The organism is Catonella sp., from assembly GCF_057250765.1.
In genome coordinates this window covers 65,893-82,870 of record NZ_DBHIEC010000001.1, presented here as the reverse complement: position 1 = coordinate 82,870, position 16,978 = coordinate 65,893, and the positions used below count along the sequence as shown (strand labels likewise).

Annotated in this window: 13 protein-coding genes and 1 pseudogene; 13 read left to right on the top strand and 1 reads right to left on the bottom strand. The window is 38.2% G+C overall.

Features of this window, described 5'->3' with window-relative positions; all coding sequences use genetic code 11:
• The first annotated feature begins 9 nt into the window (after window positions 1-9).
• The 11 genes from ACO6HM_RS00350 (at window position 10) to ACO6HM_RS00300 (ending at window position 13,932) form a co-directional block, all read left to right on the top strand.
• A complete protein-coding gene (locus ACO6HM_RS00350; protein WP_485389233.1) occupies window positions 10-1,137 on the top strand; it encodes an FAD:protein FMN transferase in 1,128 nt (375 codons plus the stop codon).
• Window positions 1,138-1,294: 157 nt separating this feature from the next.
• Complete coding sequence (locus ACO6HM_RS00345; protein WP_485389232.1) at window positions 1,295-3,004, top strand: GGDEF domain-containing protein; 1,710 nt, start codon at window positions 1,295-1,297, stop codon at window positions 3,002-3,004.
• Window positions 3,004-5,274 carry a glycogen/starch/alpha-glucan phosphorylase gene (locus tag ACO6HM_RS00340; protein ID WP_485389231.1) on the top strand — a complete coding sequence of 757 codons (2,271 nt, stop codon included), beginning with the start codon at window positions 3,004-3,006 and terminating at the stop codon, window positions 5,272-5,274. The genes ACO6HM_RS00345 and ACO6HM_RS00340 overlap by 1 nt, the downstream gene beginning before the upstream one ends.
• A 117-nt stretch (window positions 5,275-5,391) precedes the next feature.
• The gene (malQ, locus tag ACO6HM_RS00335) at window positions 5,392-6,921 is read left to right on the top strand and encodes a 4-alpha-glucanotransferase (RefSeq protein WP_485389230.1); all 1,530 of its coding nucleotides are present in this window, start codon (window positions 5,392-5,394) and stop codon (window positions 6,919-6,921) included.
• Between the two features lie 9 nt (window positions 6,922-6,930).
• On the top strand, window positions 6,931-7,152 hold the full coding sequence (locus ACO6HM_RS00330; protein ID WP_208429521.1) for a hypothetical protein: 222 nt from the start codon (window positions 6,931-6,933) through the stop codon (window positions 7,150-7,152).
• 274 nt (window positions 7,153-7,426) lie between these two features.
• Window positions 7,427-8,284 (top strand): Rpn family recombination-promoting nuclease/putative transposase, encoded by an 858-nt coding sequence (locus ACO6HM_RS00325; RefSeq protein WP_485389229.1) that lies wholly within the window; start codon window positions 7,427-7,429, stop codon window positions 8,282-8,284.
• Between the two features lie 72 nt (window positions 8,285-8,356).
• Entirely contained in the window at window positions 8,357-8,659 is a 303-nt protein-coding gene (locus tag ACO6HM_RS00320) for a DUF1292 domain-containing protein (RefSeq protein WP_485389228.1), read from the top strand.
• 48 nt (window positions 8,660-8,707) lie between these two features.
• Window positions 8,708-10,171: a glutamate--tRNA ligase gene (gene gltX, locus ACO6HM_RS00315; protein ID WP_485389227.1), complete on the top strand. Its 1,464-nt coding sequence runs from the start codon at window positions 8,708-8,710 to the stop codon at window positions 10,169-10,171.
• A gap of 13 nt (window positions 10,172-10,184) precedes the next feature.
• Window positions 10,185-12,041 (top strand): ATP-dependent helicase, encoded by a 1,857-nt coding sequence (locus ACO6HM_RS00310; protein ID WP_485389226.1) that lies wholly within the window; start codon window positions 10,185-10,187, stop codon window positions 12,039-12,041.
• 320 nt (window positions 12,042-12,361) lie between these two features.
• Window positions 12,362-12,676, top strand: a complete 315-nt coding sequence (locus tag ACO6HM_RS00305) for a helix-turn-helix domain-containing protein (RefSeq protein ID WP_485389225.1) — start codon at window positions 12,362-12,364, stop codon at window positions 12,674-12,676.
• A gap of 2 nt (window positions 12,677-12,678) precedes the next feature.
• Window positions 12,679-13,932: a type II toxin-antitoxin system HipA family toxin gene (locus ACO6HM_RS00300; RefSeq protein WP_485389224.1), complete on the top strand. Its 1,254-nt coding sequence runs from the start codon at window positions 12,679-12,681 to the stop codon at window positions 13,930-13,932.
• 41 nt (window positions 13,933-13,973) lie between these two features.
• Here ACO6HM_RS00300 and ACO6HM_RS00295 read toward each other — a convergent pair whose 3' ends face one another.
• The gene (locus ACO6HM_RS00295) at window positions 13,974-14,756 is read right to left on the bottom strand and encodes a ZIP family metal transporter (RefSeq protein WP_485389223.1); all 783 of its coding nucleotides are present in this window, start codon (window positions 14,754-14,756) and stop codon (window positions 13,974-13,976) included.
• A gap of 719 nt (window positions 14,757-15,475) precedes the next feature.
• Here ACO6HM_RS00295 and ACO6HM_RS00290 point away from each other — a divergent pair.
• Both ACO6HM_RS00290 and ACO6HM_RS00285 read left to right on the top strand, forming a co-directional pair.
• On the top strand, window positions 15,476-16,123 hold the full coding sequence (locus tag ACO6HM_RS00290; RefSeq protein WP_485389222.1) for a HEPN domain-containing protein: 648 nt from the start codon (window positions 15,476-15,478) through the stop codon (window positions 16,121-16,123).
• Between the two features lie 245 nt (window positions 16,124-16,368).
• Window positions 16,369-16,595 (top strand): annotated as a pseudogene (locus ACO6HM_RS00285) (IS3-like element ISRgn1 family transposase); the annotation flags it as partial.
• Between the last annotated feature and the right edge of the window lie 383 nt (window positions 16,596-16,978).

Genomic DNA, 16,978 nt, shown 5'->3' with positions numbered 1-16,978 from the left:
AAGAAAAAAATGGAGTTTAAGTTTAATATGAATGTGGTTTCAAGAAAAATTTCGTACTTATTACTTCTTATTGCGGTCACAGTTTTAGCCTCATGCGATAAGCAGAAAGACAAAATCGAAGGAAACGGTATATTAGAGACTAAAAGCAAAGAGATGAGCAGCCAAAGTAAAGCTTCAGATTTAGAAAAAAGTGAAGCTTCAGAAAGTGAAATATTTGCGCTTGATACGGCTATAAATCTTAAGGTTTATGGGAGTAAAAGAGTGGAGGTACTAAAGAAGCTTGAGGATAAAATCAACGAACTTGATGATATGCTTAGTACAGGCAAAGAAACCAGCGAGGTATCAAGGCTTAATAGGAGTGGGGAGGCAGTGCTTTCTCCGACTATGGCTAATCTTATAAAGAGGTCTAAAGCTATCTATAATAAGACAGACGGACTCTTTGACATAACTATATACCCGCTTATGGAACTGTGGGGCTTTCCTACCAAGAATTACAAAGTTCCATCAGGAAAAGAAATAGCAGAGAAACTTAAGCTTGTTGGCTTCGATAAAATTGACTTTAACGAAGAGACAAGGAAAATATCGTTTAAGAGAAAAGGAATGGAGATAGACTTCGGTGGAATAGGTAAGGGCTATATTACTGATGAACTGGTTAAAATATTAACCGATGAGAAGGTTGAATCAGCCATCATCAACTTAGGGGGCAATGTATTCGGATTTCGTAAAAAGCCTGATGGCTCACTTTGGAATATCGCAATAAGGGATCCTAATGAGCCTGATAAGTACATGGCAGCAATTAGGCTTGAAGATAGTGCTGTTATTACCTCGGGAGGCTATGAGAGATATTTTGAAGAAAATGGGATTATATATCACCACATCCTAGACCCGAGGACTGGCAAGCCAAGCGATAGCGGGCTAAAGTCAGTCAGTATAATAAGTAAAGACGGGACCTTGGCAGATGCACTTTCTACAAGCCTCTTTATAATGGGTGAGGAGAAGGCGGTCAAATACTGGAAGGAAAACGGCAATGATTTTGACATTCTGCTTATGACAAAGGATAACAGGCTCCTTGTAAGTGCAGGAATTAAAGATAAGATTATATCAGACAATTACAAGATAGAGGTAATAAACAAATAAATTAGTTGAAAATAGTGTGAAATAGTCTGCAAATTTATAAAAATTTTTTGTGAAAAAATGCAGATTTTTAAGCTATTTACCAAAAACCTTGCTAAATATTTAAATTTAGGTTATAGTCTATACAGAGAAAGTGCTATTATAACTTTGGAGGATGAAAGTGAGTAAATACGAGAAGAGTGCTGTCTTTGATTTCATACTTGTCATAGTTTTGTTTATTTTTATGGGTGTTGTCGTATTTATGAAAGTAGACAACTCAATTTATAAGACTAGAGATGAAAGGAGTCTCGAGGACTTTTCAACCGCTTGGCATACAGATAAGGGCAAAGAAGTATCCTTAGAAGATGTAGGTGAAAAGGCTGAAAGGAACACTTTGGGTGAACTTGAGATTAATCTTTATCATACTTTTCCTGCATATTTAGTGAGTGATACAATACTTAACTTTAGAACAAAAAATATAAAATTTCAGGTTAGTATTGGCGATAAAATAATATATAATTTTATGCCTGATGACCAACAGGTTCTCTCTAGGGGCAATGGAAGTACTTTTCACAGAATTGATATAAAGACGGATGATGCCGGTAAAGAGATAGGGCTGAAGATTTTTCCTATCTATAAAGATAGAAGCAGCCGTATAACAAGCATGTATTTGGGAAGATCCTGGGACTACTTTGGTAAGATACTGGATGAGAATTTTTGGAGTTTCCAGTTTAGTATAATTACAATTTTGATTGGAGTAATGCTTGTAACCATTTCATTTCTATCAAAGCTTGATAGCGGACATAATGAAAGAAATAGGATGTTAGGTGTGTTTACGGTATGTATGGGATTGTGGGTGATGTGCGAGACACTGATGCCGCAGTTTATGTTTGGACATTCTTCTCAGTTTAATGAGATAAACCACTTGTTGCTTATTTTCATGCCTTATTTTTTCATAAGCTATGTCTATCAGGATTTGGAATACAGTAGAGATTATATTTTAAAGATTTCATTTGTATTAACTGTAATTGAGCTTATTTTGATTAGCGGACTAAGCATTATGGGAGTAATGGATTCACACGAGTCGCTGTTTATAGTTCATATCGGCATTGCGATTACGATTTTACTGATATTACTTGCGATTTATGACAACGTTACGTATTGTAAAAAGAATAAAATCAAGGGTCATACTGTAACCTTGGTTGTTACACTTGGAGTATTTTTAATAAGTATAATATGGGATATGATTAGTTATTACAAGAGTTACAGCATCAGAGATGGAGGCTCTCTAATGAGAACTGCTATTCTTATTGGTGTTGTGATACTTGCAGTAGATTCGCTTTGCAAATTATTTGAAGGAATTAAAGAAACAGAGTTATCCAACAAGGTATTTGAAATCAAATACAAAGATGCACTCACAGGACTTGCCAATAGAAATGCGTATGAGTTAAAAGAAAAAGAAATACAGGAAAAACTTGATAAAGGCGAGATTGATGAGCTTCTTATATGCAAGTTCGATATGAACGACCTAAGGAAAATAAATGATAATTACGGACATTCTTATGGTGACCGCCACATCGTAAAATGTGCCGAGATTATAAATCAATCATTTGGGAAAAGCGGATATACTTTCAGAGTAGACGGTGATGAGTTTGCGGTCTTTGTAATTGGAGATGGTGTTGAGTATATCTACGAGAGAGGGATTCTAAGACTAAAGGAACTTGAAAGAGAGTTCAATAGGACTCCGAATCTCCTTGCCCCACTTCGTATTGGCTACGGTCATGTCATTTACAACAGTGATACATTTGGAACTGTTGAAAAAGCTGTGAGTGGAGCTGATAAGAAGATGTACGAATGTAAAGATATGATAAAGAAAGGAGCAATAGTCTAATGGAAATTAGGGATAGATTTGAAAAATTATCAGCCAAGCTTTATGGGAGGCCAATAAGACAGTGTACGGAGGCAGAGCTTTTTCATACATTGTTGGTTCTTACAAAGGAGCTTATAGCTGATAAGAAGCAGATTACGGGAGAAAGGAAGCTCTACTATATTTCTGCAGAATTTCTTATAGGCAAACTGCTTAGCAACAATCTTATAAATTTAGGCGTATATGACGAAATAGACAGCATATTAAAGGAATCAGGCAAGAGCCTCTCAATGATAGAGGATATAGAGCCTGAGCCATCACTTGGAAATGGCGGGCTTGGAAGACTTGCTGCCTGCTTTCTTGACTCAATTGCGAGCCTTGGACTGAACGGCTGCGGTGTTGGCCTTTTGTACCACTTTGGTTTATTTAAGCAGTCATTTCACAATCACCTCCAGTGTGCAAATAAAAATGAGTGGATTACAGACAAATCCTGGCTTACAAAGACTGACTTAAGTTTCGATGTTAAATTCGGTGACAGAACAGTTAGATCTACCATGTACGATATAGATGTAGTTGGATACGAGAATGGAATCGGCAAGCTTCATCTATTCGATGTGAATTCTGTAGATGAGAGTATTGTAGGAAATGGAATTGACTTTGACAAAAATAACATAGAGAAAAACTTAACCCTTTTCCTCTATCCGGATGACTCAGACGAGGCAGGACACCTTCTTCGTATCTATCAGCAGTACTTTATGGTAAGTAATGCCGCAAGACTCATCATAAAGGATATGAAGGATGCGGGACATGATTTACATGACCTTAATAAGTATGCAGTAGTTCAGATTAACGATACACACCCTACAATGGTTATTCCTGAGCTTATCAGAATCCTTACTCAGGAAGAGTATTTCACTATGGACGATGCAGTTGAAGTGGTAAGCAAGACCTGTGCTTACACCAACCATACCATCCTTGCTGAGGCACTTGAGAAATGGCCTCTAAGATATCTTGAAAAGGTCGTTCCTATGCTTGTGCCAATTATCAAGGAGCTTAACAACAGAATAAGAAAAGTAAATCCTGATCCTGTCATTCAGATAATTGATGACGAGAACAGAGTACATATGGCTCATATCGACATTCATTTTGGCTTCTCAACCAATGGTGTTGCGGCCATCCACACAGAGATACTTAAGGACTCTGAGCTTAATCATTTTTATAAGCTCTATCCTGAGAGATTTAACAACAAAACAAACGGTATTACCTTTAGAAGATGGTTGCTTTCCTGTAACCATGGGCTTGCGAGGCTCTTAGATGAGACAATCGGCACAGGCTATAGAAAGGATGCCTCTGAACTTAAGAAGCTCTTAGAACATAAGGATGACCAGAACTTCCTTGACAAGCTTGATGAAGTTAAGAAAGCCAATAAACAGGCGCTTGCAGACTATGTAAAGAAGATGGAGGGAGTGGATATTGATCCTAACTCTGTATTTGATGTGCAGGTAAAGCGTCTTCACGAGTATAAGCGTCAGCAGATGAATGCACTCTACATCATACACAAGTACCTTGAGATCAAGGCAGGTAAAAAGCCTGAGACTCCTGTTACCTGCATCTTCGGTGCAAAGGCAGCCCCTGCTTATGTGATAGCTAAGGACATCATCCACCTCATCCTTGTACTTGCTGAGATAATCAACAAGGATCCTGAGGTTAGCCCATATCTTAAGGTGGTTATGGTTTCAAACTACAATGTAAGCTATGCAGAGAAGATTATTCCTGCCTGCGATATATCTGAGCAGATTTCTCTTGCGTCCAAGGAGGCAAGTGGAACTTCTAACATGAAGTTTATGCTTAACGGTGCTATTACTCTTGGAACAGATGACGGTGCCAATGTAGAGATACACGACTTTGTAGGAGATGATAACATCTACATCTTTGGTGCGAAGTCTGATGAGGTAATTGAGCACTATAAGAAGGCTGATTATGTGTCTCGTGACATTTACAACAAGTCAAAGGTGGTAAAAGATGCAGTTGACTTCATCGTAAGTGATACGGTTATGAAGGTTGGTAACAAAGAGAATCTTGAAAGACTTTATAATGACCTTATAAATAAGGACTGGTTTATGGCTCTCCTTGATCTCGAGGCCTATATTGCTAAGAAGGACGAGATACTTAAGGATTATGCAGACAGAGAGAAATGGAAGAAAATGGTAGTTGTTAACATTGCAAATGCCGGTTTCTTCTCATCTGACAGAACGATAGAAGAATATAATAGAGATATTTGGAAACTTAGATAGTTTCAGGTAACACATAACCTGGTGCCAAAAGCTTGAATACTGTTTTATTATGTTAAAATGGATTTCAGATTTTGGCACCTGCCTTATAAAACGTAAATATCGGAGAGAGGATATATTATGAGAAGTTGCGGAGTACTTTTACCGGTTAGTTCATTACCATCTGAGTACGGCATTGGCTGTTTTTCAAAAGAGGCATACGAATTTGTGGATAAGCTTTCTGAGGCAGGGCAGGGATACTGGCAGATACTGCCGCTTGGACCAACCAGCTACGGAGACAGTCCATATCAGTCATTCTCAACCTATGCGGGCAATCCTTACTTTGTTGACCTTGAAGAACTTAAGAATCTGGGGCTTATAAAAGAAGCTGAGCTTAAAAAGTTTAACTTTGGTAAGAATGCAAAGTATGTAGATTATGCGAAGGTATATAATTCAAGATTTAAGGCACTCAAGATAGCCTTTGAGAATGCTAAGAAGCTTCTTAAAGCAGGTAAACTAAAGATAGAAGGTGGACAGAGCTTTGAAGCATTTAAGAAGGCTAACAGCCTTTGGCTGCCTGACTATTCACTTTTTATGGCTATTAAGGACTCGCTTGGCGGTATAGCTTGGAATGAATGGGAGGAAGGACTTAGACTTCGTAAGGCTGCTACACTTAAGAAATATAAGGACAAGCTCGCTGATGAAGTTGAATTCTACGCATTTATACAGTGGATGTTTGACATACAGTGGAAGAAGCTTAAAAAGTATGCCAATGAAAAGGGAATTAAGATAATAGGTGATGTGCCTATCTATGTTGCCTTTGACTCTGCTGATGCTTGGGCAAGCCCTGAGCTTTTCCAGTTTGATGAGAAATTCACTCCTATAGCTGTTGCAGGCTGCCCGCCTGACGCATTTTCAGCAACGGGCCAGCTCTGGGGCAATCCTCTCTATGACTGGGATTATCACAAGAAGACAGGCTACGAATGGTGGATGAAGCGTATGGCAAGGGCATTTGACCTTTACGATACTGTAAGAATAGACCACTTTAGAGGCTTTGATACCTATTATTCCATTCCTTACGGAAGAAAAGACGCTGTAGTTGGTAAATGGAAGAAGGGCGCGGGCTTTGCACTCTTTGCAAGGATGAAGGAAGTGCTTGGAGAGGTGGATGTGATAGCTGAGGACCTTGGATACCTTACTCCTTCAGTAATTAAGCTTGTGAAGCGTACAGGGTATCCGGGAATGAAGGTAATCCACTTTGCGTTCTACGGTGGTGGAGAAACTACCTACCTCCCACATAATCATGTGGCAAATTCAGTTGTGTATACCGGAACCCACGATAATGACACCACTCTTGGCTGGTACCGTTCTTTAACCAAGAAGGTAAGAGATTACACGAGAGAGTATCTTAATATCCGGACTGAGGATGAAAATGAAATTGTATGGGATATTATAAGAAGTGCGTATATGAGTGTGGGCAACCTTGCCATCATTCCTATGCAGGACTTCCTATGCCTCGGAAGTGAAGCAAGAATTAATATTCCTTCTACACTTGGAGGTAACTGGGAGTGGAGAATGGGTAAGAAGGACTTTACTGCAAAGCTTGCAAAGAGAATGAAAAAGCTTGCCATAACCTATGGCAGAGCAGCTGATGAGACTAAAGTTAAGTAAGGAGAATGAATGAATCCATTCACAATGTTAAAGTATAAATCACAGCTAGAGGGTAATCACCCAAAGGCTGCAGAATTTGTAAAAAGAGTTATATTGACCGGCCTTCCCGAAGGCACTATAGTAGAGGTGTCCATAACCAAACCGGGTGAAGAAACCAAGACTACCAATGTTAAAGTGACCAGGGAAGACATCGAGCTTTTTGATGAAGCAAGGAAGAGTAAGGGAAAATAAAACTATCTGGAATTGTACCAAAGGGGAGAGAGACCTAAGTCTTTTTCCTCTTTTTCTTGTATTTTTTAATGAACTGTGATATTATTAATTTGTTATTTGATTCTGGTTTTTAATTGACTAATTCTTGGATTTCGTTTCAGAAATCAAAAATCACACTAATTATGAAATGTCAGGGATATTTTCGTGGCTTATTTTTTGTACCCAAGATGCAGCAACTTCCTAAATATTTTTTATTTAGGGTAACTTATTGTGTAATATATGGAAAAGAGGTAAAATGAAAGAGAAAGATATAACAGAGAAGAAACTGCTTAGCTATAATGATGTATTTGCAGATGTTATAAACGGAACTATCTTTGAAGGGAAGGAAGTAGTAAAAAGTGAAGAATTAACTGATGCAAATCCAGTCACGCAATTTAAGGATGATAAAAATACCCACCGTGAGCAAATACGTGACGTTGCCAAATTATGGGAGAAAAAAGGTGTAATTTTTTCATTTATTGGCATAGAAAATCAAACAAGCTTAGATAGGGATATGATATTAAGAGTGATTTCCTATGATGGAGCGACTTATAAGAATCAAATTGGTAATGAGCAAATTTATCCGGTCTTTACAATTGTAATATATTGGGGTAAAAATGAATGGAAGGCGCCAACAACTCTCAAGGAAAGAATTGAATGTTCCGAAGAAATTTTGGATATAGTATCAGATTATAAATTTAAGCTAATAGACATGGCAAGACTTTCAGATGAAGAGATAGACAAATTTAGAGATGATTTTAAGTTTATCGCAGGGATTTTATCTAAGAAGAGAGACTATAGACCTCACAACGTGGATGTTAAGCATCCGGAGGAAGTATTAGATCTACTTGATGCGGTATTAGGTGATGACAGGTTTAAGCAGATGAAAAGTGAAATTGTACGAATCAAAACAGAAGGGAGAGAGGTTGATATGTGTGAATTTTTAGACGAACTTGAGAAGAGAGGAATGGAAAAAGGAATAGAACAAGGAATGGAGAAAGGTGAAGAACAGGCGACATTCCGCATAGCAAAGAATTTTAAGGACAGTAAGGTTGACATAGAGGTTATAGTGAAGGCAACGGGACTTACAAAGGAGCAGGTAGAAGCACTGTAATAAGTGATTTTTATTTTCCAAATCAAATATTTGTGATATACTATTATTGCATCAAATTAAGTGGAGGTGTTTATGGCTATAGAGCAGGAAGAGAACTTACCTTATATGGTGATTCCCGTTGATATGGAAGACGGAACCCAGATAGAATGTGAAGTACTTGCTATCTTTCCGGTAGAGGGTAAGCAGTACATCGCCCTTATTGATAAAGACAATGACGACAGCGATATATGGCTGTATAGATTTGTCCCGGTTGGGGATGAAGAATTCAACATAGAGGATATCGAGGACGATAAGGAATTTGAGTTGGTGGAGGATGCCTTTAACAAAATGGTGGAGTCTGCTGAAATAGATGCTGTAATAGACGAAAAAGAGTAAAATATGCAATTTCTAGAGGGATTGCTAAGATATATAGGAGATAAGAAAATGAAACAGGTAAGAACAAGGTACGCACCAAGTCCAACAGGAAGAATGCACGTAGGTAACCTAAGAACAGCTCTTTATGAGTTCCTCATAGCTAAGCATGCAGGAGGCTCATTTTTACTTAGGATAGAGGATACAGACAGAGAAAGATTTGTACCGGGAGCCCTTGACATCATTTACAAGACAATGAAGGAGACGGGACTAAAGCATGATGAAGGCCCGGATATAGGCGGTGATTGCGGTCCTTATGTGCAGAGTGAGAGGCAGGCTACAGGAATCTATCTAAAGTATGCCAAAGAGCTCATAGAAAAGGGTGAGGCCTATTACTGCTTCTGTGACAAGGAAAGGCTTGAAAGCCTTAAGCAGACTATAGACGGGAAAGAGGTTATGGTCTATGACAAGCATTGCCTACACCTCTCTAAGGAAGAAATAGAGAAAAACCTGGCTGAGGGCAAGCCTTATGTCATCAGACAGAATATTCCAAGAGAGGGTACTACCACATTTAAGGATGAGGTATATGGAGAGATAACAGCTCCAAACTCAGAGCTTGATGACCAGATTCTTATTAAGTCTGATGGCTACCCTACCTACAATTTCGCCAATGTAGTGGATGACCACCTTATGGGAATCACACATGTAGTACGTGGAAATGAGTATCTTTCATCTACGCCTAAGTACAACAGGCTCTACGAAGCATTTGGCTGGGAAATCCCTACCTACATCCACTGCCCGCTTATTACCAATGAAGAGCATCAGAAGCTATCAAAGCGCAGCGGACACAGCTCTTATGAAGACCTTATCGAGCAGGGCTTTGTACCAGAGGCAGTTGTAAACTTCATAGCACTTCTTGGCTGGAGCGCTGAGAGCGGAACTGAGATATTTGACCTGGAAGGTCTAATCAGAGAGTTTGATTATACCAGAATAAATAAGTCGCCTGCTGTATTTGATATGGTTAAGCTCCGCTGGATGAACGGAGAGTACCTTAAGGCTATGGACCTTGACAAGTTCTATGAGCTCGCTCTTCCATACATCAAAGAGGTGATTACAAAAGACCTCGACCTTAAGAAAATAGCTGAGCTTGTGAAGACAAGAATCGAAGTATTGCCTGACCTTAAGGAGCATATTGACTTCTTTGAGGAGCTTCCAGACTATGATATAGCTATGTATACTCACAAGAAAATGAAGACAACCTCTGAGAGCTCGCTTGCAGTTCTTCGTGACCTCCTTCCACTTCTTGAGGCAAGCAACGATTACACAAGAGAAGGTGTTGAGGCTGTACTTATGGGCTACATACAGGATAAAGGTATCAAGAACGGTCAGGGACTCTGGCCAATAAGAACCGCTGTTTCAGGCAAACAGATGACACCTGGCGGGGCTTATGAGATAATGGAGATTCTTGGAAAAGAAGAGAGTTTAAGAAGAGTTAGGATAGGTATAGAAAAGCTCAGTAAGGCTGTTGAAGGCTAATTTAGGAGGAAGTGTGGAGTACAGTAAGCCACAGTTAGAAGCAGTAAGACACGTAGATGGCCCTATGATGGTGCTTGCAGGGCCGGGCTCAGGAAAAACAGCAGTAATTACTGGAAGGGTGCGCTATCTTCTTGAAGAGATGAAGATTGCCCCTCAGACCATCCTTGTTATAACCTTCACAAAGGCGGCTGCTACAGAGATGAGGGAGCGCTTTGTAAAACTAATGGGAGAGTCAAAGGGAGTGCAGTTTGCCACCTTTCATTCGATATTTTTTATGATATTAAGAGTTTCTTATGGTTACGGAGTAGACCGGATAATTAGTGAGGAAATGACGAGGAATTTCCTAAAAGAAAAAATAAGAACACTGGACCTTGAAGAAGGGGATGAAAAGGATTTTATCAAAAATGTAATTGGAGAGATAAGCAGGGTAAAATCAGAGGGAGTGGATATAGAAAACTATTATTCCATAAGCTGTCCGGAGGAAGCCTTTAGGGATATATTCAGGTCTTATGAGGCCTTCATGAAAGAGAGAGGGCTGATTGACTTTGATGATATGATGATACTCTGTGACAAGCTTTTTAGTGATTATCCTCATATCCTTGAGGCTTGGCAGAGTAAGTTTACATACATCCTCATAGATGAATTTCAGGATGTGTCGAGGCTTCAATTTGAGCTTGTAAGCAAGATGGCAAAGCCCCTTAACAACATTTTTATAGTGGGAGATGACGACCAGAGTATATACCGCTTCAGAGGTGCAAAGCCTGAGATTATGCTGGGCTTTGAGAAGATATATCCGAATTGCAAAAAGGTTATATTAAATGAAAACTACCGTTCTACAGAAGCTATTCTTAACTTCGCAGGGAGCGTGATACATAAAAATAAACAGCGTTTTGACAAGAAAATAGTGGCTGCAAAGGGCGTGGCGGGAAGTCTGCCTGTGATAAAGAGCTTTCCGGATAGAAGAACTGAGGATACTGCCATAGTAAAGGATATAATAAAGTCTCACGAGGCTGGAATACCATTTTCTGAAATGGCCATTGTATATAGGACAAATGTGGCGGCAAGGCCTGTAGTTACAAAGCTTATAGAGTACAACATTCCATTCATTATGAAGGAGATGGCTCCAAGCATTTACAACCATTTTATAGCTAAAAATATAATGGACTACCTTGAAATAGCTAACGGAGACAGGTCAAGGAGCAGATTCTTAAATATAATGAACCGCCCAAACCGCTATCTGACAAGAGAAAGCCTTGCTGATGCAGTAACCCTAAACAGAGATAAGGTTGAATATGTGAGCTTTATCAGGTGGACTGATGCCTATAAGGGAAGGAACTGGATGGCCGAAAGAATCAATACACTTCAGTTTCATCTTGCAAAGCTAGCTGAACTTTCTCCATTTGGTGCGATTCACTACATAAGAAAGGCTATTGGCTATGACAGGTTCTTGACAGAATACGCAGATGAAAGACATATAGATGCTGAAGAGCTCTTTGACATATTGGAGGAAATAGAGGAGGCAGCGAAGCCTTATTCCACCCTCAAAGAATGGAAGGAGAGCATAGAAGAGTTCAATAAGAAGCAAAAGGAAGAGTTTGAAAAGAATAAGAATTCCGATAGGGATGCCGTAGTAATCTCAACAATGCATGGCTGTAAGGGGCTGGAGTTTGAGAAGGTTTATATCCCTGAGGCGGTGGAAGGCATTATCCCTTACAAAAAAGCTATCAGGCAGTCGGATATAGAAGAGGAGAGAAGGCTCTTCTATGTAGCTATTACCAGAGCCAAGAAGGAGCTTATGATTACCTATCCGAAGAGCCTGTACGGAAAGGACAAGGAGGTTTCACCGTTTTTGAGGGAGTATCTGAGGTAAGGGGTGTAGGCAGCTTGAATGGCTAGGTGCAAGTGGCGTACTCCCTGCGTCTTATGCAGGAGTGGCCTGCGAGCCGTCTGTGGCGGGATTAGTAAAGAGAGAATTTAGAGCTGGGAACGGGTATTTGTATGGGTTGAATCTGTCGATTATAACTGACAAAAATTAGAAAATAAGAAAAGCATCGGTTATAACTGACAGATTTTGAAATAAGATAAAAGTTTCGATTATAATCGATAGAATTGCAAGTGATGGATAAAGTAAATAAAAATTGACAAAACACCTCTTTATGTTTAATATTATTGACATAAGGAGGTTTTGTTATGCCTAAAAAATCAGTAGTATTATTGCCTGAAACTGAAAATATACTTGCTCAGATGGGAGAGCAGATAAAGTTAGCAAGACTGCGAAGAAGGATATCAGCTACGCTGGTTGCAGAAAGAGCAGGAATAAGCAGGGCAACCCTTGTCGCTATAGAAAAAGGAGCACCATCTGTAGCTATAGGCTGCTATGCAGCAGTACTCCATGCACTTAACTATATGGACAAGGACTTGTTGCTGGTAGCAAAAGATGACGAACTTGGAAGAAAACTACAGGACTTGGGACTTATGGTAAATAAGAGAGTGAGGAAGGGATAGGAATGGAAAAAGAAAAAAAGATATATGTGTTTGCAGATTTTTTATCGTTTTCCAATGAGTTGGTAGGGACAATGTATGTTTCTCAAACTAGAGGCAAGGAGTTTTATTCTTTTGAGTACAACGAAAATTGGCTTGAACATAAGAAAATGCTCCTTGACCCTGATTTGCAGTTGTATAAAGGAAGACAGTATATAACTGATGATAAAAACATATTTGGAGTATTTGCAGACTCTTGCCCAGACAGGTGGGGAAGACGGCTAATGAAAAGAAGAGAGGAGATAAGAGCAAAAAAGGAAGGAGTAAAACCTGAAAAACTCTTAGAAAGTGACTACCTGCTTGGGGTATATGATGAAGCACGAATGGGAGGACTTAGATTTAAAACAGAATTGGATGGGAATTTTTTATCAGATGATAAAGAATTTGCAACTCCTCCCTGGACCTCGCTTAGAGAGTTGGAGCAGGCATCTATAGCATTTGAAAATGATACTGATAGTCTGAATGAAAAATGGTTAAAACAATTGCTTGCACCTGGTTCATCTTTAGGAGGAGCGAGACCTAAGGCATCTGTAATGGCTCAGGATGGCTCACTCTGGATAGCTAAGTTCCCATCTAAACACGATGATTTTAACTCAGGTGCTTGGGAGATGGTTGTACATGAGCTGGCTGCTATGTTTGGATTAAATGTTCCCGAAGCTAAGATAGAAAAGTTTTCAAAATTAGGAACTACTTTTCTTGTTAAACGCTTTGATAGAAAAGGCTGTCAGCGTGTACATTTTTCCTCTGCAATGACAATGCTTGGCAAAAAAGATGGTGCCGATATGGCGGATGGAAGCAGTTATCTTGAAATAGTCTCCTTCTTAAAAGCCAATGGTGTTAGGCCACAAGCTGATTTGGTAGAGCTATGGAAGAGGATTGTACTTAGCATGGCTGTGTCTAATACAGATGATCATTTTAGAAATCACGGATTTATTTTGTCGGAAGATGGCTGGGAATTATCTCCGCTCTACGATGTAAATCCGGATATATACGGAGAATACTTGTCCTTAAATGTAGACTCTTATAATGCCGACATTAGTTTTGATTTAGCGATAGAGTCAGCTAAATATTACGGTTTAGACAAAGATGAGGCTGTTAGGCTTATAGCATTGATTAAAGATATAGTTAGAAACAACTGGCAAAAGTTGGCAAAAAAATATGGTATAGGCAGAAGTGAGATTGATAGGATGAAAGCGGCCTTTAGGGCATGTGAGGATTGAGGTGTTTTGTCAAACGCTTTGCATTGTTTACAAAACACCTCTTAACCGAGCGATACATCAAGAATCATCATAGTCACAAAACCCACTGCAAAAAGGACTGTGCCTATGTTGGAGTGCTTTCCCTCAGACATCTCAGGAATAAGCTCTTCAACTACTACATACATCATTGCCCCGGCTGCAAAGCTTAGGAAATATGGGAGCAAAGGCACGACCTGTGAAGCAAAGAGAATAGTTAGGACTGAACCGATAGGCTCTACAAGTCCTGACAAAACCCCGTAAACAAAGGTCTTCCACTTAGGCATGCCCTCGGCTCTAAGAGGCATAGATACAATGGCACCCTCAGGGAAGTTCTGAATGGCAATACCTATGGCAAGAGCCAGGGCTCCAAAGTAGGTAATAGATTCATTGCCATTAAGCCAGCCTGCATAGACTACACCTACCGCCATACCCTCAGGTATATTGTGGAGTGTAACTGCAAGGACCAGCTTAAGAGAACGGCTGAAATGGCTTCCTTTAGGGCCCTCTTCTGTAAGGTCAAGGTGCATGTGAGGGGTGATTTCATCTAAAAGAAGTAAGAAACCAACTCCTATTAGAAAGCCTACGGCAGCAGGAATAAATGCGAACTTTCCAAGAGACTCCGACTGCTCAAGGGCAGGCACCAGCAGGCTCCAAAAGGAGGCTGCCACCATCACCCCAGCAGCAAAGCCTGTTAGAGCTTTTTGTAGCTTTTCGCTCATATTATCTTTTAGGACAAATACCATGGCAGCACCAAGGGAGGTGCCGAGGAATGGTATCAGTATTCCTATCATTGTATTTATATACATATAATGTCTCCTTTGTTGAAAATGATTTGATTTAATGCAGTTGTATTTTGTACAATTTAATTGTAATGCAAGAGTGGGAGATTTGCAAGATTAATTTTTGTAGAATAGTAGGTTGAACAGATAAAAATGTGATATGAGAAGAGAAGCGTATCTGAAATTTTAAGAACTTCCAATACTGCCCAATAAATATTTAATAAATACAAAATTATAGTAGATTTCGACTAAAAAACATGTTAAAATTACACCTGTAAATGGCAAAATACTATAAAACAGTATAAACTCAGTAACTTGATTGTTTTTTAAGAACTTTATTTTTTGATATTTGGACGAATGAGCCTTTGAACATAAACAATATTGTAAAGAGGAGGTGTTTCTTTTACAGTGTACACTTTATAAAGTAAATATTAAGATATCTGAGTTATTAAAGTAGTGTTGTGCCATTAAAAGCTTATGATGGTGCTTGTGTATCAGATTATTTTAGTTTGAAAGATAACGGGTGGAAGCCATCAATGTTATTTATGAATTACTTTGCTAGAGGATTATTTCACTGTTTTTAAATATTATATCGATGAAATAGCTTATTTGGGCAAAGGATATTGGGTAAGTAGCAAAGATAAGAGACAAAATCAGAAGCATGATGTATCGGATATAATATAACTATAATATTAAAAAGGAAGGAGTAAGTGATAATTACTTTCATAGTTATCGCACAAGGATATATGGATAGAGAATTAGAAATACTAATAGACACTTATATCAAGAAAAATTCATGGGAACCTAATATGTATACTGGAGATATAGACTTTGATACCGATAAAAAAATTCTAGAATTTTTATATAAAAATAAAAATGATATATCGAAATTAATAAAAGATTCAACGAATATTAATAAGGGGTATATGGTTTCAATAGAATGGCTAGACAATTTTCCTTTAACTACGAAGGAAGTAGGTTATATCATGTCATTTAAACGTGCGGGAGATATATTAGTTGAGCATTCAAAGGATGTTATCGCCGACTACATGTTTTTCTCCGTAATGTTTAATTATATGCAATATTTGGAGCTAACATTAAAAAATATATTATCAAAAAACAATCAAACGGTAAAATACATTCATGATATCAGTGATTTGTGGAATGATACAAAGCCCATTTTGCGTAAAACAGTAAACGAAGAAGATGTAGATATTATAGACTCGATAATTAAGTCTATCTTTCCCGATGGAAGCACATCAATGGATTTTAGATATAGGACAGACAAAGAAGGTAAGGAATATATTACAAATTCATACAAATTAGATTTATATGTTGTAAAAATCTGGATTGCTGTGTACGATACAATAATATTCCATACATATGGTGCTTAGTGTTTTGATATAATATTGTTGCAACACCTCGCTCTAAAAATATATAAGCGAATAGGAAAAGAGATATGTAACGAGTGAGTAAACATTATAAACTAGAGTTAAAGAACAGGAACATGAAGGAGAACTGTAATTTAAAAAACAAATATCTGAGATTCAAAAGCAAAATTATTTTTTTAAAAAGTGGAGGCATAATACATAAGAAAATTGATAAAGTTTTATAGTTTCATTTAAACAGTAGTATTTAGTACACTTCTGAAGAGTACACCAAAATTTGCGAAAAACTTGTAATAGCGTAAATTATGAGTAAAGCAGGTTATCTATATGATAATGCTCCGATGAAAAGATACTTTAATACGCTAAAACAGACCTAATTTATCAGCATTGCTATCATACTGAAAAATAGCTTTATGCTACTCTTGAGAAATTTGCTTATGTTTATTATAACAATGCCAGACCACATGCTTATATTTAACCTGAATCCGTGAAGTTAAAAATCTAACTTTTACGAAAATGTCTAAAATACCGTGGCTTATTAAAAGTTTTATATTTAATTACAATTCACCTGTAAGGTGAAGCCATTTCATGATATGATATAATAGTCCTGCAAATCAATGTTTTCAGGAGAAAAAATATCAAGAATCATAACCGTCATATTACACTTGAAAACAGTAACATAATTGTCAAATATAAAAACGAGCGAATCATTCCGGATAGTGGCCTTGCTGTTATAGGAATACTACTTGGCAAGAGCAATTTTACAAAAAAATTTAACCAAATGGATGTGACTAAGAATTGTTCCTAGCACCAGATTAAGAATGGAGATATTATCCTTATATACATTGGCAAGCTAAAAGT